The 17,361-nt window shown below is 70.1% G+C and carries 21 protein-coding genes; 9 read left to right on the forward strand and 12 right to left on the reverse strand.

The features are described from left to right. Nucleotides 1–7 precede the first annotated feature (7 nt). Nucleotides 8–1,261 carry a four-carbon acid sugar kinase family protein gene (locus tag ASF68_RS07340; protein WP_056008766.1) on the forward strand — a complete coding sequence of 418 codons (1,254 nt, stop codon included), beginning with the start codon at nt 8–10 and terminating at the stop codon, nt 1,259–1,261. On the opposite strand, the gene ASF68_RS07345 is transcribed toward ASF68_RS07340, so the two are convergent. Next, nucleotides 1,258–1,629, reverse strand: coding sequence for a helix-turn-helix domain-containing protein (locus tag ASF68_RS07345; RefSeq protein ID WP_056008769.1), 372 nt, complete (start codon nt 1,627–1,629; stop codon nt 1,258–1,260). The two genes, ASF68_RS07340 and ASF68_RS07345, sit on opposite strands and share 4 nt — an antisense overlap. 114 nt (nt 1,630–1,743) lie before the next feature. Between ASF68_RS07345 and ASF68_RS07350 the strand changes: the two genes are divergently transcribed. Further along, complete coding sequence (locus ASF68_RS07350; protein ID WP_056008772.1) at nt 1,744–2,601, forward strand: SDR family oxidoreductase; 858 nt, start codon at nt 1,744–1,746, stop codon at nt 2,599–2,601. A gap of 145 nt (nt 2,602–2,746) precedes the next feature. Here the strand turns inward: ASF68_RS07350 and ASF68_RS07355 are convergent, their stop codons facing one another. The 6 genes from ASF68_RS07355 to ASF68_RS07380 all read right to left on the reverse strand — a co-directional run bounded on the left by ASF68_RS07355 (nt 2,747) and on the right by ASF68_RS07380 (nt 5,399). Further along, nucleotides 2,747–2,965, reverse strand: a complete 219-nt coding sequence (locus tag ASF68_RS07355) for a hypothetical protein (protein WP_056008777.1) — start codon at nt 2,963–2,965, stop codon at nt 2,747–2,749. Between the two features lie 152 nt (nt 2,966–3,117). Then, nucleotides 3,118–3,741, reverse strand: a complete 624-nt coding sequence (locus tag ASF68_RS07360; RefSeq protein ID WP_056008780.1) for a hypothetical protein — start codon at nt 3,739–3,741, stop codon at nt 3,118–3,120. Next, the gene (locus ASF68_RS07365) at nt 3,738–4,346 is read right to left on the reverse strand and encodes a DUF6286 domain-containing protein (protein ID WP_056008783.1); all 609 of its coding nucleotides are present in this window, start codon (nt 4,344–4,346) and stop codon (nt 3,738–3,740) included. Before ASF68_RS07365 ends, ASF68_RS07360 begins: the two co-directional genes overlap by 4 nt. Then, on the reverse strand, nt 4,343–4,756 hold the full coding sequence (locus ASF68_RS07370; RefSeq protein WP_056008787.1) for a hypothetical protein: 414 nt from the start codon (nt 4,754–4,756) through the stop codon (nt 4,343–4,345). The genes ASF68_RS07365 and ASF68_RS07370 overlap by 4 nt, the downstream gene beginning before the upstream one ends. After that, nucleotides 4,753–4,944 (reverse strand): DUF2273 domain-containing protein, encoded by a 192-nt coding sequence (locus ASF68_RS07375; RefSeq protein ID WP_056008790.1) that lies wholly within the window; start codon nt 4,942–4,944, stop codon nt 4,753–4,755. The genes ASF68_RS07370 and ASF68_RS07375 overlap by 4 nt, the downstream gene beginning before the upstream one ends. Further along, a complete protein-coding gene (locus ASF68_RS07380; protein ID WP_056008793.1) occupies nt 4,941–5,399 on the reverse strand; it encodes an Asp23/Gls24 family envelope stress response protein in 459 nt (152 codons plus the stop codon). Before ASF68_RS07380 ends, ASF68_RS07375 begins: the two co-directional genes overlap by 4 nt. Before the next feature lie 241 nt (nt 5,400–5,640). Between ASF68_RS07380 and purL the strand changes: the two genes are divergently transcribed. Then, nucleotides 5,641–7,974, forward strand: coding sequence for a phosphoribosylformylglycinamidine synthase subunit PurL (gene purL, locus ASF68_RS07385; protein WP_056008796.1), 2,334 nt, complete (start codon nt 5,641–5,643; stop codon nt 7,972–7,974). A gap of 231 nt (nt 7,975–8,205) precedes the next feature. Here the strand turns inward: purL and ASF68_RS07390 are convergent, their stop codons facing one another. Both ASF68_RS07390 and ASF68_RS07395 read right to left on the reverse strand, forming a co-directional pair. Beyond that, nucleotides 8,206–8,649, reverse strand: a complete 444-nt coding sequence (locus tag ASF68_RS07390) for a hypothetical protein (protein WP_157580245.1) — start codon at nt 8,647–8,649, stop codon at nt 8,206–8,208. A 65-nt stretch (nt 8,650–8,714) separates the two neighbouring features. Next, the gene (locus ASF68_RS07395; RefSeq protein ID WP_056008801.1) at nt 8,715–9,170 is read right to left on the reverse strand and encodes a hypothetical protein; all 456 of its coding nucleotides are present in this window, start codon (nt 9,168–9,170) and stop codon (nt 8,715–8,717) included. Nucleotides 9,171–9,425: 255 nt separating this feature from the next. Between ASF68_RS07395 and ASF68_RS18950 the strand changes: the two genes are divergently transcribed. Next, the gene (locus ASF68_RS18950) at nt 9,426–10,112 is read left to right on the forward strand and encodes a GntR family transcriptional regulator (protein WP_056008804.1); all 687 of its coding nucleotides are present in this window, start codon (nt 9,426–9,428) and stop codon (nt 10,110–10,112) included. 107 nt (nt 10,113–10,219) lie between these two features. Continuing rightward, entirely contained in the window at nt 10,220–10,885 is a 666-nt protein-coding gene (pnuC, locus tag ASF68_RS07405) for a nicotinamide riboside transporter PnuC (RefSeq protein WP_056008806.1), read from the forward strand. Here pnuC and ASF68_RS07410 read toward each other — a convergent pair. Both ASF68_RS07410 and ASF68_RS07415 read right to left on the reverse strand, forming a co-directional pair. After that, nucleotides 10,816–12,150, reverse strand: a complete 1,335-nt coding sequence (locus ASF68_RS07410; RefSeq protein WP_056008808.1) for a cell wall metabolism sensor histidine kinase WalK — start codon at nt 12,148–12,150, stop codon at nt 10,816–10,818. The two genes, pnuC and ASF68_RS07410, sit on opposite strands and share 70 nt — an antisense overlap. Next, nucleotides 12,150–12,812, reverse strand: a complete 663-nt coding sequence (locus ASF68_RS07415; protein WP_056008811.1) for a response regulator transcription factor — start codon at nt 12,810–12,812, stop codon at nt 12,150–12,152. Before ASF68_RS07415 ends, ASF68_RS07410 begins: the two co-directional genes overlap by 1 nt. Nucleotides 12,813–13,006: 194 nt before the next feature. Here ASF68_RS07415 and ASF68_RS07420 point away from each other — a divergent pair, with 194 nt between their 5' ends. From ASF68_RS07420 to ASF68_RS07435, 4 genes are read left to right on the forward strand one after another with little or no spacing between them, the layout of a single operon-like run. Further along, a complete protein-coding gene (locus ASF68_RS07420; RefSeq protein WP_056008814.1) occupies nt 13,007–13,540 on the forward strand; it encodes a hypothetical protein in 534 nt (177 codons plus the stop codon). Further along, nucleotides 13,537–14,601, forward strand: coding sequence for a peptidoglycan-binding protein (locus ASF68_RS07425; protein WP_056008818.1), 1,065 nt, complete (start codon nt 13,537–13,539; stop codon nt 14,599–14,601). Before ASF68_RS07420 ends, ASF68_RS07425 begins: the two co-directional genes overlap by 4 nt. Further along, nucleotides 14,598–15,329, forward strand: coding sequence for an ABC transporter ATP-binding protein (locus ASF68_RS07430; RefSeq protein ID WP_056008821.1), 732 nt, complete (start codon nt 14,598–14,600; stop codon nt 15,327–15,329). Before ASF68_RS07425 ends, ASF68_RS07430 begins: the two co-directional genes overlap by 4 nt. A gap of 8 nt (nt 15,330–15,337) precedes the next feature. Beyond that, nucleotides 15,338–16,534 carry an ABC transporter permease gene (locus ASF68_RS07435; protein ID WP_056008824.1) on the forward strand — a complete coding sequence of 399 codons (1,197 nt, stop codon included), beginning with the start codon at nt 15,338–15,340 and terminating at the stop codon, nt 16,532–16,534. A 79-nt stretch (nt 16,535–16,613) separates the two neighbouring features. Here the strand turns inward: ASF68_RS07435 and ASF68_RS07440 are convergent, their stop codons facing one another. Further along, nucleotides 16,614–17,294, reverse strand: a complete 681-nt coding sequence (locus tag ASF68_RS07440; protein WP_162235745.1) for a TetR/AcrR family transcriptional regulator — start codon at nt 17,292–17,294, stop codon at nt 16,614–16,616. Nucleotides 17,295–17,361 lie beyond the last annotated feature (67 nt).

The following is a 17,361-nucleotide window of genomic DNA, read 5'->3' on the forward strand; positions in this document are numbered from 1 at the left end:
TCACCGCATGAAGACCCTCATCCTCGACGACGACCCCACGGGCACGCAGTCGGCGTCCGGCGTCGACGTCCTACTGGAGTGGGACGCCGACCTCCTGGAGACCGCGCTCGGGTCTGCCGACGCCGTCTACCTGCTCACCAACACCCGTGCCGTCCCGGAGGACGGGGCCGTGGCGCTCCTGGAACGCACCCGTGACCAGGCGGCGGAGGCCGGGCGTCGTCTGGGAGAACGTATCCATGTCGTGCTCCGCGGCGACTCGACCCTGCGCGGGCATGTGTTCCCCGAGACCGCCGTCTTCACCGGAGACCGCAGCGTCATCGTGTTCGTCCCGGCCTTCCCGGAGGGTGGGCGCACGACGATCGACGGCACCCACTACGTCCGGATCGGTGACGAGACACTGCCCGCCCACGAGACGGAGTACGCCCAGGACCCCGTGTTCCCGTTCCGCTCGGGACATCTGCCGGATTACGTGCGCGAACAGTCCGGGCGGGAGGCCACCCACTTCGATCTGGCGGGTCTCCGCGACGGCGCCGCCGCGTTCCGAGCAGCCCTCCGTGATGCCGTTCCCGGAACGGTGCTCCTTCCGGACGCGGAGACCGGAGACGACGTCCGGATCATCGCGCAGGCCATCACGGCAGCCTGGGCCGACGGAGCCGACGTGGTCGTCCGGTCCGCGTCTCCCCTCGCCGCGGCCATCGCGGGCGTCGAGAGCGACGGCCTGCTCCCCTCGCCGCTCGTGACAGAGCCGGTCGCCGCGCTCCTCGTCTGCGGCTCCCACACCATCGGTGCGACGCGGCAGCTCGCACCCGTCGAGGCGGCGTTCGGCCCCGCCGAGATCGTCCCCACGAGCGACGCCCTCCAGGATGCGGTCGCCACCGGACGGGCGGTGGCGGAGGTCGCTCGACCGAGACTCGCCGCGACGGGGTTCGCCGCCATCTCGTCGGAGCGGGAACGGGACGCCTCGCACAACACGCTCGACCACGGCGAGCGGGTGATGATCGCGTTGACGTCGGCGACCGCTGCGCTCCGACGATCGGTGGAGGTCGTCGTGTCGAAGGGCGGCATCACCTCAGCCGAGGTCGCCCGAGTCGGACTCGGTGCACGGCGCGCACGGGTGCTCGGCCAGGTGTTGCCGGGCGTCAGCGTCTGGAGCGTGGTCACCCCGGAGGACGAGGAGAAGCTCTACGTCGTCGTCCCGGGCAACGTCGGCGATCCGTCGACCCTCGTCGACGTCCTTGCGGCGCTCGGGCGGACCGCCTAGCGACCGAGGATCTCCGACGCGTTCCCGTCGATCCACGCCATGAGCGGCATCAGGTGCTCGTTGAGGTCCCGGCCCCGATCGCTCAGGCTGTATTCGACCCGGGGCGGGATCTCGGGGTGGGCGACCCGGACGACGAGTCCGTCCTCCTCGAGGGTCCGCAGGGTCTGCGCGAGCATCTTCTCGCTGATGCCCTGGACCACTCGCCGCAGCTCACCCCAGCGGTGGGTGCCGTCGGACAGGGCGAGCAGGACGAGCACGCCCCACTTGCTCGTGACGTGGTCGAGCACCGTGCGTGACGGGCATGCCGCGGGCAGGATGCCGTCGGTGAATCCCGGGCGTCTTCCCAGCTGGACGGTTCCGCTTGTCATGGCTCATTCCTTACGTCGAGGACAGTAGCTTACCTGAAAGTGGGTACTGCAGATCGGGAAGTAATGTGGTGGCGAGCGGGTTCCTCCTCAGCGAACCCCAACGAAAGGACCATCATGTCTCTCGTCGTCACCGGAGCCACCGGCCACCTCGGCCACCTCGTCGTCGAGCACCTGCTCGCCCGTGGAACCGATCCCGCCTCCATCGTCGCCACCGGCCGCCGCACCGAGGCCCTCGCCGACCTCGCCGCACAGGGTGTGCGCACCGCGACGGTCGACTTCGCCGACCCGAGCACGCTCGACGCCGCCCTCGAGGCCGGCGACACCGTCCTGCTCGTCTCCAGCAGCGAGGTCGGTCAGCGCGTCGCCCAGCACGCCAACGTCATCGACGCCGCGAAGCGCGCCGGCGTCGCCCGCATCGTGTACACGAGCGCCTCGAAGGCCGACACCTCGCCCCTCATCCTCGCGCCGGAGCACAAGGCGACCGAGGAACTCCTCCGCGCCTCCGGCGTCCCGTTCACCATCCTGCGCAACGGTTGGTACACGGAGAACTACGGCCAGGCCGTCGACCAGGCCAAGGCGACCGGGTCCTTCGTCGGGAGCGTCGGCGACGGACGCGTGTCGAGCGCGTCCCGCACCGACTACGCGGAGGCGGCAGCCGTCGTCCTCACCGCCGACGGCCACGAGGGCGCCGTCTACGAACTCTCCGGAGACGTCGCCTGGACTCAGCCCGAATTGGCCCAGGCGATCAGCGAGCTCATCGGTCGCGAGGTCACCTACCAGGACCTCTCCCCCGAGGACCACTCGAAGGCGCTCCTGGCCGCCGGTCTCGACGAGGGCACGGTCGGCTTCGTCGTCGCGCTCGACGGCAACACCCGCGACGGCCTGCTCGGCGACACCTCCGGCGACCTCAGCCGCCTGATCGGTCGGCCGACGACGCCGCTCGTCGAGGGGCTCCGCCCGCTCGTCGGCTGATCGACGCCGTTCCACGACAGAACGCCGTCCACCCACCTGAACTCAGGCGGGTGGACGGCGTTCTCGTTGCGGCAGGCCGACTCGGCGACCGGCCCAGGGGCCGGTGCAGCTCAGCTCAGCTCAGCTCAGCTCAGCTCAGCTCAGCTCAGTGCAGCTTCTTCTGGACTTCCTTCTGCGCCTTCGCCGTGGCCTTCTTCGCCTTCTTCACGGCCTGCTTGCGGGCCTTCTCGACGCGCGGATCGTTCCAGAACTCTTCGGCGGCGTGCTTGATCTCGCGGTACCGCGTGCGCCCGGCCTTCGCGCCGAGCGTGTAGGCGCCGAAGGCGACGAGGCCGACGATGATGAGGAGGATCTTCTTACCCATGGTGTTGCTCCCTCTCCCACGGATGCGCCGTGGGGCGTTGATGTGTCCCGATGGTTCATTCCGCGACACTGGCATTCTGCGACGCGGGGCTGCGGATCAGCCGATTCGGACTGGGGCTTGCAATTGCACCGGCGCGTCCTGCGCAGTGACGATCACTGCAGGACGCGTTTCGGTTTGGCGGCTCGGAAGCCACCACCGACCTCGACGAGGACGGGGAGCTCGACGCCGAGCAGGCGGTCGAGGGACTCGACGGCCGAGCTGACGGTCTCCACTGCCGTGCGGGGCGAGACGCCGCGCCGGCAGGTCACGGCGACCTTGAGCGCCTGCGCCCGGTTCACGTCCCAAGCGGAGACCCGGACGGCCGAGAACGCCTCCGTGTCGTCGAGCGCATCACCGAGGGCGTTGGCCGCGACGTCCGTCTGGAGCACGATGTCGCCGTGGTCGACCGAGGCGCGATGCACGATCCCGGAACGGCCACGCCCCTGTCGCAGGACGAACGAGATGAGCAGGGCGGCGACGATCACGAGCAGCACGATCCCGGCGATCGGGACGAGGATCGGGGCCGCCTGACCGGCGTCCGTGCCCGGCACCGCGGCGAACGGGTTCCAGGCGAACCAGCCGTCGATCGTGTCGAGCACGGAGCCACGGTTGTCGCGCCACCAGTCGGCGACGACGGGCACGGTGACGACGGCGAGCGCCGCCGCCCCGAGGACGACGAAGAGGAGTCCGACGATGAGGATGAGCAGACGGTTGAGTCCGCGGTTGGTGGAGTTCACTGTCCGACCTTCCCGTTCGACGAGATGGAGGTGGTGGCCCGGAGCGACGGCTGCAGGCCGAACGCGTCGAGGTCTGCTGCGACGGCGCGGTCGACCTCCGAGCGGTCGACGGGCATGCCGCTGGCAGGGGTGATGCGGATCGCCGCGCTGCGTCGCCCGACCGCCACCGAGGTGCCGTCCGGGTGCGTGGCGGCCGTCGTCGAGGCGCGTTGTGCGAGGGCGGAGGCGATGACCTCGTCGTCCACGACCGCGAGGACGCGGCCGGTCGACAACAGGTGACGGTGCCGACGCCCGGGTCCGATGGCGATCCCGAGGAGGATCACGCCGAGGACGAGCACGAGTGCCCCCGCGACGCCGAGGATGACGGGCTGCGTGGTCGGCAGACTCGCCGCAGCGCCCGGGATCTCGCCAGGAGCGACGAGGAGCGGGCGGACGCCGATGAGGGCGAGCAGCGTCTCGACGGCGATCCAGAGCGCGACGAGCACGAGGAGGACGGCGAGGAGGATCGCGGCGGTGGAACGCGGCGAGTGCAGCTCGCGGCGAGCCAGGCGACGGAGCACCTTGGTTGGACCGGCGGCCGGGGTCGTGGCTGCGGTGGCGGTCATGAGACCCGTCCTTCCTGGTCGATCTCGAGTCCGCTCACGCGGATGGAGACGCGCGAGACGCTCGAGCCGGACAACTGCTCGACGCGCGCGGCGATGGCTGCGGTGGCGGCCGAGACCCGCTCGACGATGGAGCCCCCGGAACGCTGGAGCGCCTCCGGGGCGGCCGAGACGCGCGCCAACGGGATCGCGCGCATCGGCGAGGTGACGATGAGCGCGAGCGCGCCCCGGTCGTCGGCGAGGTCGACCTTCACGCGTCCCGCCGGGACCCCGAGCGATTCGGCCGCGATGTTGACGGCGACGTGCTCGAGGGCCTTCGCGGTGATCCGCGTCCGGCCCGGCCCGCCGTGCGGGTGCACGACGGGCGCTTCGGCGACCGGGGTGACCCCGCGGTCGAGGACGGCGGTGGTCATGACGAGACGCGCTTCCCGCGGACGGCGTCGACGATCGCGTTCAGGTCGGTCTGGCCGGTGACGATGCGGGCCACGAGAGCACCGATCCCCATCGCGACAGCGACGAACACGAACGCCCAGAACCCGAAGGCCACCCAGCTGAGGGCGAGGACGGCGCCGATCAGGATGCCGGTGTTGGTCGCGGTCACTGGACTCGCGCCTCAGCGTCCTGGTCCTCGTCCTCGGACGGGATGAAGACGTCGCTGACGGTCACGTTGACCTCGGTGACCTCCATGCCGACGAACTGCTCGATCGCGCGGATGATCGAGGCGCGGACCTCGCCGGCGACGGCCTGCAGGTCGACCGGGTAGTCGGCGACGATCACGACGTCGACGGCGACCTGGGTCTCGCCTACCTCGACGCGGATGCCCTGCGACAGGTCGGAGGAGCCGATGGCGTCGCGGATGGCACCGAAGGCGCGGGCTGCGCCGCCACCGAGGGCGTGCACGCCGCGGACCTCGCGGGCGGCGATGCCGGCGATCTTCGCGACCACACCGTTGTCGATCACCGTCTTGCCGTAGGTGTTCGCCTGGGTCGCCGCGTTGTTCTCACCGACGACACCCTTCGTGACGGTGGGCTTCGGGGAGGAGGTGGTGTTCGACATGGTGTTGCCCTTCCTGGTTCGTCTCGAGCGAGCGGTTGATCGCTTCGTTGGTGATAGGACGCAGCCATCACGCCGTTCGTCACGGTCGATCTCGAAGCTCGTGAACCGACCCCGAATCCAGCACCACGCCGTGACGAATCGGCCTCGACCTCCGACGCCCATCCGAGGATCTGTTCGTCACCGCGCGCCGCTAAGATTGGTGGGTCCGGCATCCCCCCTCTTCCTTTGGAGTCCTGCCCTCGTGACGACCACCACCCCCACCACTTCCGCCGTCGCCGACACCGTCGAGAACGCGATCGCGACCCCGGATCGCGAGCAGCCCTACGGCGCGCTCGGTCTGAAGGCCGACGAGTACGCGAAGATCCGCGAGATCCTCGGCCGGCGTCCCACGAGCGGCGAACTCGCGATGTACTCCGTCATGTGGAGCGAGCACTGCTCGTACAAGTCCAGCAAGATCTACCTGCGCCAGTTCGGGCAGAAGGTCACGGACGAGATGAAGAAGAACCTCATGGTCGGCATGGGCGAGAACGCGGGCGTCATCGACGTCGGTGAGGGCTGGGCCGTCACCTTCAAGGTGGAGAGCCACAACCACCCCTCCTACATCGAGCCCTTCCAGGGTGCGGCGACGGGCGTCGGCGGCATCGTGCGCGACATCATCTCGATGGGTGCACGTCCGGTCGCGATCATGGACCAGCTCCGCTTCGGCGACATCGACCACCCCGACACGGCGCGCGTCGTGCACGGGGTCACCGCCGGTATCTCCTCCTACGGCAACTGCCTCGGCCTGCCGAACATCGGCGGCGAGACCTACTTCGACAAGGTGTACCAGGGCAACCCGCTCGTCAACGCCCTGTCGGTCGGCGTCCTCCGTCACGAGGACCTCCGCCTCGCCAACGCCTCGGGCGTCGGCAACAAGATCGTCCTGTTCGGTGCCCGCACCGGTGGCGACGGCATCGGTGGCGCCTCCATCCTCGCGTCGGACTCCTTCGACGCCAACGGCCCGACGAAGCGACCGGCCGTCCAGGTCGGCGACCCGTTCGCCGAGAAGGTGCTCATCGAGTGCTGTCTCGAGCTGTACCGCGACAGCCTCGTCGAGGGCATCCAGGACCTCGGCGCCGCCGGGATCTCCTGCGCCACGAGTGAGCTCGCGGCCAACGGCGACGGCGGCATGTTCGTCGAGCTCTCGCACGTCCTCCTCCGCGACCCCTCGCTCACGCCCGAGGAGATCCTCATGTCGGAGTCGCAGGAGCGCATGATGGCCGTCGTCGAGCCGGGCAAGCTCGACGCCTTCCTGGCCGTCACCGACAAGTGGGACGTCGAGACCTCCGTGCTCGGCGAGGTCACCGACACCGGCCGCCTCGTCATCAACTGGCACGGCGAGGAGATCGTGAACGTCGACCCCTCGACCGTCGCGGTCGACGGCCCGGTCTACGAGCGCCCGGTCGCGTATCCCACCTGGATCGACGCTCTGCAGGCCGACTCCGCGTCGGCGCTCCCCCGCACCGACGCACCGGCCGAGCTCGAGCAGCAGTTCCGTGCCCTCCTCGGTTCCGCGAACCTCGCCGACAAGAGCTGGATCACCAACCAGTACGACTACTACGTGATGGGCAACACGGCGCTCTCCTTCCCCGACGACGGAGGCATGATCCGTGTCGACGAGGAGTCCGGTCTCGGCTTCGCGATCGCGACCGACGCCAACGGCCGCTACTGCCAGCTCGACCCCCGCCAGGGCGCGCAGCTCGCCCTCGCGGAGGCGTACCGCAACGTCGCCGTCACCGGCGCGGTGCCCGCAGCCGTCACCGACTGCCTGAACTTCGGCTCACCGGAGAACCCCGAGGTCATGTGGCAGTTCTCCGAGGCTGTCGCCGGCCTGTCGGACGCCTGCCTCGAACTCGGCGTGCCCGTCACCGGTGGCAACGTGTCGTTCTACAACCAGACGGGCGACGTCCCGATCTTCCCGACGCCCGTCGTCGGCGTGCTCGGCGTGATCGACGACGTCGCGCGCCGCATCCCGAGCGGCTGGCAGGACGAGGGCGACAACCTCTACCTCCTCGGCACCACGGCACTCGAACTCGACGGTTCCGCCTGGGCCGGCACGATCCACGACCACCTCGGCGGACACCCGCCCAAGGTGGACCTCGCGGGCGAGAAGACGCTGGCCGAGCTGCTGCACGCCGCGGCGAAGGAGGGCCTCGTGTCCTCCGCCCACGACCTCTCCGACGGTGGCCTTGCTCAGGCGCTCGCCGAGAGCGTCATGCGCTTCGGTGTCGGCGCGCGCGTCTTCCTGGGCGAGGTGCTCAGCCGCGACGGCGTCGACCTCACCACGGCGCTCTTCTCTGAGTCCACGGGCCGGGTGCTCGTCTCCGTTCCGCGCGAAGACGACGTGAAGTTCCAGGGGCTGTGCGAGGGCCGCGGGTACCCCGTGCTCCGCATCGGCGTGACCGACGCCTCCGCCGTCGGCGAGGCGACCGAGCCCGCCCTCGAGATCCAGGACGTCCTGACCATGACCGTCTCCGAGCTGCGCCAGGTGTCGAAGAGCGTCCTCCCGCAGCGCTTCGGCCCGGTCATCGGCTGATCGCCATCGGCTGATCCGAATCCGTGACACAGCCCCCGCGCCCGAAGGCGCGGGGGCTGTTCCGTCGGGTGGGCGGATACCCGAAACCCACCCACCCGACTCACCCACGGGCGCTCAGGCCGGGAACCCGAATGTCCGGGCCGGCGTCTCCATGGATGTGGTCGCAAGCGACCTCTTCAGCATATCAGATGTTGGAATGCGTCCGGGTCATGCGTCATGCATCGAAGGGCATCATGCAGGAGAAGCAGCCATGCCGAAGAGACGCTCGACGGCCAACTCCGCCGCGATCGCGTCACCCTCGGCGACGGCATCGCGAAGGATCGGGAAGTCGACGCCCAACTCGGCCCAGTCCAGCCATTCAGTCTCGGCGGTCACCGACAGGTGCGGCGACAGGAGCGCGAGGGCGTCGCGGGCGGTCGTGACGAGGATGCGGTTCGGGCAGCAGGCAACGAGATGGTCCATGAGCCGCCAGGAGTGTTCGGCGTAGGCCACGGGGTCGGCCCGCCCGATCAGTCGTACGATCACATCCATCTCCGCCACCAACGCGGCGCGTTCGACATCGCCGAGCGAGGGGACGGTGACCCGGGTCACGCCACCGATGAGCGCACCGAGGGTCTGGAACAGGTGGATCCGTCGAGGACGCACCCCATCCCCCTCCGCAGCTGCGACCGACATGAGTCCCGCCTTCCCGCGATGCTGGGGGTGCATGCGTGCGCGCCAGGATAGCAAGAGCCCGGCCCTCAAGCGGTGAGGAGCGATGCCGACGGCAGGGGCCGGAACCGGTCGAAGTACCCGGCGCGGACGAACCGGATGAGATTCCCCGCCGGGTCGACGAGGCCGAAACCCGGGTAGCGCTCTCCGTGTCGACCGCCATGGTCCTCCGGGAGGAGCGCCGGTGCACCGACCTCGAACACCTCACCGCAGTGAGTCAACATGCGTCGGGCGAACTCCAGGTACAGCGCCTTCGGGCTCACCGCCGCGAGGATGCAGACCGAGTCCCGCTCCCCACCCGTCGACACCGGTGCGCTCCCACGTCGCTCGATGTACAGGAGCTCGCCGCCACCCACCGAGACGTGGAGGCGGCGTTCGGTCGCGGCGTCCAACCGACTGATCCGCGCCCCGAGCATCGCGTAGAAGCCCGCCACCTCAGGGACCGAGGGGCATTCGAGCACGCTGATGGCGAGACCGCTTGACATGGTGGCTCCAATGATCGGGTGCTCGGAACACCTCCTGGCGGCCGGGAGGCGCCGGAGTGCAGCCGGGCGGGAACGGGTGATGAGGCTGATGGAAGCCGCCCATCGGGCGAGCGGCACAACTAGAATATCAAATACTTGTCAAGATGTCGATGTTTTCACGCATGATCCACAACACATGAGGCGTGAAACTGTCCAACACACCTCGGATATCGGTATCCTGAACAGGTCACATCCCAGCTCGACGATCGGAGACCCATGCCCGTGCCCAAGACCGTCGAGTCGAGCCCTCGGAAGCTCCTCCGCGACATCGTGTTCGACCAGCTGCTGACCGCCATCGAGGACGGCACGCTCGAGCCCGGGGAACGCCTGAACGACGAGGAACTCGAGAAGTGGCTGGGGGTGTCGCGCACCCCGATCCGCGAGGCCATCAGCAAGCTCGCCGACATCGGCCTCGTCGAGACCGCTCCGCAGCGGTACACCCGCGTCGCCAAGCCGACGTTGGAGCAGTACGCGGAAGCGCTGCGACTCCTGAACGGGTTCCACGAGCTCAGCGCGCGCTGGAGCATCCCCCACTTCACGGACGAGGACGTCGAGACGTTCCGTGCGCTCGGCGACGCCGTCCTCGCCGACATCGAGGCCCGCGACAAGCACGTGCTCCGCTCCTCCTCCGACTTCGCCGACTTCATGGTCGAGCGCTCCGGCAACTCGCTGCTGCAGCAGGTCGCCCGCCAGATGAACACGCGGGTGACCTACACCGCGCTGCCCACGATCGAATTCTTCCAGTGGGACATCTTCGCCGCGTACGTCGCAGGCCTCGTGGCGGCCGCCGAGGCGCGGAGTGCCGAGGACGCCGAGCGGGTCATGCGCACCCAGGCGAAGGCCACCGACGCCTTCCTCGAGCAGGTCGTCGCGGCCGGCGGCGGAGTCCCCTCCGCGAGCTAGCCGCTCCACGCCGTCCCGGAGCCGCCTCCCGACCGGGAGGCGGCTCCGCTCGTTGTACGGTGGACCGTCGGCCGCGTGGCCGCGGATCGTCGGAACGGAGCACAGCAGTGGGATTCCTCCTCTGGCTCTTCGACGCGACCTTCACGATCGGCGACCAGGTGGTCCTCTGGCGCGAGGTCGTCGGCAACCTGTTCGGACTGGCGAGCGCCCTCGGCGGCATGCGTCGCCGAGCCTGGGCCTGGCCCGTCGGGATCATCGGGAACGCCCTGCTGCTGACCGTCTTCCTCGGTGCCGTCTTCCACACACCGAACCCGACGAACCTCCTCGGCCAAGCCGGCCGGCAGCTCATGTTCATCGTCGTCTCGGTCTACGGGTGGGTGCAGTGGCGGCGCAACGAGCACGTCGAGACGGCGACCGGTCCCGTGTCGGTCATCAGGCCCCGATGGGCCGGTGCGCGCGCCCGCCTCGTGCTCGTCGCCCTGCTGGTGGGTGGGACGCTCCTGTTGACGCCGCTCTTCCGCGCGCTCGGCTCCTACGAACCGGTCTGGGCCGACGCCTGGATCTTCATGGGCTCCCTGCTCGCCACCTGGGGCATGGCGAAACGGTGGGTCGAGTTCTGGCTCATCTGGGTGGCGGTGGACATCGTCGGGGTGCCGCTCCTGTTCGGGGCCGGGTACTGGGTCTCGGCGTCGATGTACCTCTTCTACGGCGCGTTCACACTCGCCGGCTTCTTCGTGTGGGCGCGCGGCGAACGAGCCGAACCGGTGAGGTGAGCCGACGCCTCGGTCGCCGCGTCTCCTCGGCCCACCGGGAACGTGACGGTGACGACGAGGCCACCCGAGGGGCGGGCGGCGAGGCGCATTTCCGCACCGTGGACCTCGACGATGCTCTCCACGATGGCGAGTCCGAGTCCCCGTGACCGCTCGGCGTCGCCCGCGACACGGCCACCGACGCGGTAGAACGGCTCCGTGAGCCGCGCGACGGCCTCGGCCGGGAGGTGCTCGCCGGAGTTCTCGACCCGGAGCACCACGGCATCCTCCGGTGTGCCCGCGCGGGCCAGCGACACGTGCACGAACCCGCCGTCGACATTGTGCCGGACGGCGTTCTGGACGAGGTTCCCGCACAGGTGCTGCAGCATCCCCGCGTCGCCCAGGACGGAGCACTCCTCGAGATCGGTGGTGCACCGGAGACCACGGGCCGCTGCGGCCGTGGACACCGCGGCGACGGCGTCGGCGACGATCTCGTCGAGCTCGACCTCCGCGACGCCGAGCTCGGTGCGTCCGAGGTCGGCGAGGTCGAGGACGGCCTCCACGGTCCGGATGCTGCGCGTGTTCGTGTCGCGCAGGCGGGTGATGAGTTCGCGGACGGTCGCCTCGTCGAGGTGCTCGTCCTGTGCGGCGACGTCGAGCATCGCCTGCGTCGTCGCGAGCGGCGTCCGCAACTCGTGCGAGGCGTTCGCGGCGAACCGCTGGTGGGCGTGGAACGCGCGCTCGAGTCGTTCGAGCATGTGGTCGACGGTGTCGGAGAGGTCGGTGATCTCGTCGCGTGGTCCCGCGAGCGCGACCCGGTGGTCGAGCGAGCCGGCGGCCGCGCGCTGCGCCGCCCGGTTGATCTCCTGCAGCGGCCGGAGGAGTCGACCCGACATGAGCCACCCGACCCACGCGCTCGCACCGGCGAGGACGACGAGGACGATGAGGGACCACACCAGCAGGGTGTTCAGGATGTCACCCTGGTCGGACACGATGAGCGCAGCGCCGCCGTCGGCCGAGGTCAGGCCTTCCACCGGTCGGTAGGTCGCGGCGTCACCAGGGCCGTCGGTCGGTGTAGCCGCCTCCAGGCGTGTCGCGTCGACGGTGCCCGTCGTCGTGCGAATCGAGGTGATCGCGTAGGTCGGGACGTACCGCATGAAGGTGTAGATGAGGACGAGCATGACGGACCCGGCGATCGTGAACAGCGCCGCGTAGGTGAGCGTCAGGCGGAGGCGGACGGTCAGGCGGTTGGGGCGGGCGGCCCGGCCCGCGGCGGCGGTGCGCGGCATCAGTCGCCCTCGATCCGGTACCCGACACCGGGGACCGTCGTGATCACCCACGGTCGGCCGAGGCGACGGCGGAGGTTCGAGATCGTCACGCGGATGGTGTTCGTGAAGGGGTCGACGTTCTCGTCCCACGCCTTCTCGAGGAGCGTCTCCGCGCTCACCACACCACCGTCGGCGAGCAGCAGTTGCTCCAGGACGGCGAACTCCTTGCGCGAGAGCTTGACGTAGGCGCCGTCGCGGAAGACCTCCCGTCGGAACGGGTCGAGTCGGACGCCGGCGCGCTCCAGGACCGGAGGACGGGACTCGGTGGTGCGGCGGGCCAGGGCTCGGAGGCGGGCGATGAGCTCGGGGAACTCGAACGGCTTCGCGAGGTAGTCGTCGGCTCCGAGCCCCAGCCCGGAGACGGTGTCGTCGAGTCGGCGGGCGGCCGTGAGCATCATGACGCGGACCTCGGGGTGCTCGGCGACGACGATGCGGCAGACGTCGTCGCCATGGGTGCCCGGCAGATCGCGATCGAGGAGGATGACGTCGTAGTCGTTGATCGTGAGCGCCTCCAGCGCGGCGTCGCCGTCGAGCGCGACGTCGGCGGCGATCGCGGCCTGCCGGAGACCCGCACGGATCGCTTCGGCCAGGTAGGCCTCGTCCTCGGCGATCAGCACGCGCATGGGGTTCCTTTCGATGGGCGGGTGGGTGGGTGACCCGGCGAGCGTACGGACACCGATCGGGCGTACCCCGAATGTCGGTTAGTCATCGTGCGCTGCACGATGTTCCGAGAACGTCAACGGTTTCCTTGACGCCCGGGCAACGCGTCACCGAGTGGACTGGTCGTCACCAGTCAGCACGCAACGAAGGAGCGACCATGCCCGTGCACACCACCACCACCCGTCCCGTCCGTCGGCCGTTCAGCACGCTCGCCGCGCTGATCGCCATCCCGTTCCTCGTCGGATCGCTCGCCGCATGCGCGTCAGGCTCACCCGAATCCGAGTCCCCGTCCCAGACCCCGTCGACCGTCCAGAGCTTCGAGGACTGGCAGCTCGCCTTCGCCTCCTGCATGCGCGACGAGGGGGTGGACCTCCCCGACCCCGGCAAGGACGGCTCCGGCGCAGCCATCAGCCTCGGCGACGCTGACCCGGAAGCCTTCACGGCCGCGTCCAAGACGTGCACCGACAAGCTCGGAACCCCGCCCGCACCGTCAGGCGGCGACGTCCCCGTCTCGGACCGGTTCGACGAGCAGCTCCAGATGGCCGAGTGCTTCCGCGAGCACGGCATCGAAGTCCCCGACCCGGTCAAGGGCGAGGCGATGAACATCCCGAGTGACATCCCTGAGGACGTGCTCGACGCCTGCGGCCTCGACCTGAGCAACGGCAGCTCGACCGGCTCGACCGGCCGATGAGCATCCGTCCTCAGATCGTCGCAGCCCTCTGCGTCGGCGCCGTCCTGATCTCGGGCGGCGCCGTCGCGAGCATCGCGGCTCTGTCCTCGGCCGGACCGACCGGCCAGGAGGAGCCGTCGAACACCGTCCGCACGGGTACCGCACCGATCACGGCAGGCGACCTCGCCGGTACGACCCAGGCGACCGGCACCCTCGACTACGCCGACCAACGGACCATCGGCGGCGGGGCCGGCATCGTCACCGCGGTCCCCGCCCCCGGCAGCACGGTGTCGCTCGGCGGCACCCTCTACGCCGTCGACAACGTCCCGATCACGCTCCTGCACGGACCGCTCCCCGCCTGGCGTGCGTTCGGGTCGGGCATGAGCGACGGACCGGACGTCCGGCAACTCGAGATGAGCCTCGCGGCGCTCGGGTACTTCGACCGTGAACCGGACGACGAGTTCGCCGCGTCCACCGCGCGTGCCATCGAGCGGTGGCAGGAGGCCCTCGGCGTCGAGGAGACGGGACGACTGGAGCTCGGCTCCGTCGTCTTCATGCCGGGCGACGTCAGGATCGCGTCGGTGGACGCCGCGGTCGGTACCGCCGCCTCGGACAAGGTCGTCACCGTGTCGTCGCTGACCAAGCGCATCGACGTCCCGCTCAAGCTGGCGGATCAGCGTCTCGGCGTCGTCGGGACGAAGGTCGACGTGAACCTCCCCGGCGGCCAGCGCACGACCGGCACGGTGAGCGATGTCGGCGTCCCGACCGAATCGGACGCGGACGGTCAGAAGAAGGTCACGATCCCCGTCGGTGTCACCCTGGACGACCCTGCGGCGGCCGCGGAGCTCCAACGCGCGACCGTCACGGTCGGCTTCCCCACGGAACGACGCGAGAACGTCCTCTCCGTGCCGGTCGAAGCGCTCATCGCCATCGACGACACGACCTTCGGCGTCGAGGTCGTCGACGGGAAGGGGAAGCACCGGCAGGTCCCCGTCACGACGGGGCTGTTCGCCGACGGGCGGGTCGAGGTCTCGGGAGACGGTGTCCGCGAGGGTCTCGACGTCGTGGTGCCGGTGTCATGACGGACCCCAGGACGGTATCGCCCGCCGCCCCGGCACGGGCGGCCAGACCACCGATCATCCACCTCGAGGGAGTCACCCGCGAATACGGAGAGCCACCCACCCTCGCGCTCGCCGGCGTCGACCTGGTGGTCGAGGAGGGTGAGTTCGTCGCGATCGTCGGACCGAGCGGCTCCGGGAAGTCGACGATGCTCAACCTCATCGGGACGCTCGACCGTCCCACCAGCGGCACCGCGCGGATCGCCGGCTCGGACGTCGGGCGCCTCTCGGACGCGAAGCTCTCGGCGCTCCGCGCGTACCGCATCGGCTTCGTGTTCCAGCAGTTCCATCTCGCCGACGGCTCGACCACGGTCGACAACGTCGCCGACGGCCTCATCTACGCCGGCGTCCCCCGGGCCGAGCGCCGTCGACGAGCGGTCGTCGCCCTCGAACGCGTCGGCCTCGGCCACCGACTCGGTCATCGTCCCACGCAGCTCTCCGGCGGTGAGCGGCAGCGGGTCGCGATCGCACGCGCCGTGGTCGGCGACCCGCCGCTGCTCCTCGCCGACGAACCCACCGGCAACCTGGACTCCGTGTCCGGGGCGAGCATCGTCGACCTCCTGCACGAACTCCACGGGGCGGGGACCACCGTCGTGGTCATCACGCACGACGCCGAACTCGCAGCGCGACTGCCCCGGCAGGTGGCGATCCGTGACGGCCACATCGTCAGCGACTCGGGGCGCGCCGCATGAGCGGGCCCATGAATCTCGACCACGACCGTCGGTCACGGCTCCTCGGTCGCGACATCCTCCGGCTCGGGACGACGGGTCTCCGGGCACGGCCGACACGTGCGGTCCTGTCCGCGCTGGGGATCGCGATCGGTATCGCGGCGATGATCGCGGTCGTCGGGATCTCCTCGTCCAGTCAGGCGAAACTGCAGGCGCAGCTCTCCGCCCTCGGGACGAACCTGCTGACCGTTCAACCCGGCAAGGACCTCTTCGGCGAGGCGGCGACCCTGCCCGCGAACACCGTCGGCAAGGTGGGGCTGATCGACGGCGTCGAACGCGCCGGCTCGGCAGCGGCGCTCGACGGTGTGCTCGTCTACCGCAGCAGCCTCATCGACCGAGCGTCGAGCGGCGGCCTCTGGGCGGCCGCGGTGTCGGAGGGCCTGCTCGACGTCGTCGGCGGGAAGCTCGCCTCCGGCGACTGGCTGAACCGGGCGACGGGGAGCTACCCCGCCGTCGTCCTGGGGTCCAAGGCCGCAGAACGACTCGGCATCACGACGGTCGGTTCGATGATCCAGCTCGGCGACCAGTACGTCACGGTGGTGGGCATCCTGGAGCCGCTCGACCTCGCACCGGAACTCGACACCGCGGCGATGATCGGCGAGACCGTCGCCGCCGAACGCTTCGGGTACGACGGCGAACCGACCACGGTGTACGAACGGTCCACCGATGAGCGCGTCGAGGCCGTCCGCGACCTCCTCCCCCGCACGGTGAACCCCGCGGCGCCCGAGGAGGTCGAGGTCTCCAGACCGTCGGACGCCCTCGCCGCCAAACAGGCCGCCGATCAGGCCTTCACCGGCCTCCTCCTGGGGCTCGGCTCGGTCGCCCTCCTCGTCGGCGGGATCGGGGTCGCGAACACGATGGTGATCTCCGTGCTCGAACGTCGACGGGAGATCGGCCTGCGTCGAGCGCTCGGTGCCACCCGCGGCCACATCCGATCGCAGTTCCTGACCGAGGCCCTCCTGCTCTCCGCCCTCGGCGGGGTCGCGGGCGCAGGCCTCGGAACGGCGGTGACGAGTGTCGTCGCCGCGATGAACGACTGGCCGACGGCCGTACCGCCGGAGGTACTGCTCGCGGGGGTCGGCGCCACGCTGGTGATCGGCGCGATCGCCGGCCTCTACCCGGCGATCCGCGCAGCCAGGACCCCACCGACCTCGGCCCTCAGCGGCTGAGCCGGGCCGGAACCCGACACCACCGTCCCGGGCCCGCTCACGGAGACACCGGAGCGGGCCCGGACGAGCGGAACCGCCTTCAGTCGTCGACGGCCTCGGTGAGGGCCCGGACGATGGCCGGGAGCGTCCGCATGGCGAGTTCGCGCGGCGAGCCCTCGTCGCCGTCCGGGTCCATGAGGACCGCCGTCTGGATCGCCGACTCGTAGAGGGCGACGACGATGTTCGCGATGTCGGGCGTCGGGATCGTGAACCTGACGCGCGCCAGCCCGGCCGCCTGGTCGAGCCACGCGGCGAGCTGCCGGCCCGCGCTCTCCTGATGCTGGAGGTACCGGGCGGCGACGCCGGAGTCGCGCATCGCGAGCATCCGGAACTCCGACTGCACGAGGCACCAGCGGCGGTCGTCCGGCTGGAGTTCGAGGAACGCGCGGATCAGGGCTTCGAGTGATCCCTCGGTGTACCGGCCCGCTGCGTCGAGGAGCGACGGACTGACGGTCTGCAATCCGGCCTCCAGCCGGTCGAGGCGGAGCTGGTTCTCCCGCGACTCGAGCGCGAAGAACAGCTCCTCCTTCGATTCGAAGTTGGAGTAGAAGGCACCTCGGGTGAACCCGGCGCGCTCACTGATCTGCTCGACCGAAGCCGCATGCACCCCGAGTTCGGCGAACACCTCGTAGGCGGCGTCGACGAGCCGCTCGCGGGTCCGTTGCCGGCGAGCCGATTCGACCGGCGCCTCGTCGTTCGGGGACTCGACTCCTTCGCGCACGTGCATCCTGACACCTTACTGACAGCAGTTCCGGCCCCTTGCCGATACACGAGTGTATCGAATACAG

It is taken from the genome of Plantibacter sp. Leaf314, from assembly GCF_001423185.1.
Classification (GTDB): domain Bacteria; phylum Actinomycetota; class Actinomycetes; order Actinomycetales; family Microbacteriaceae; genus Plantibacter.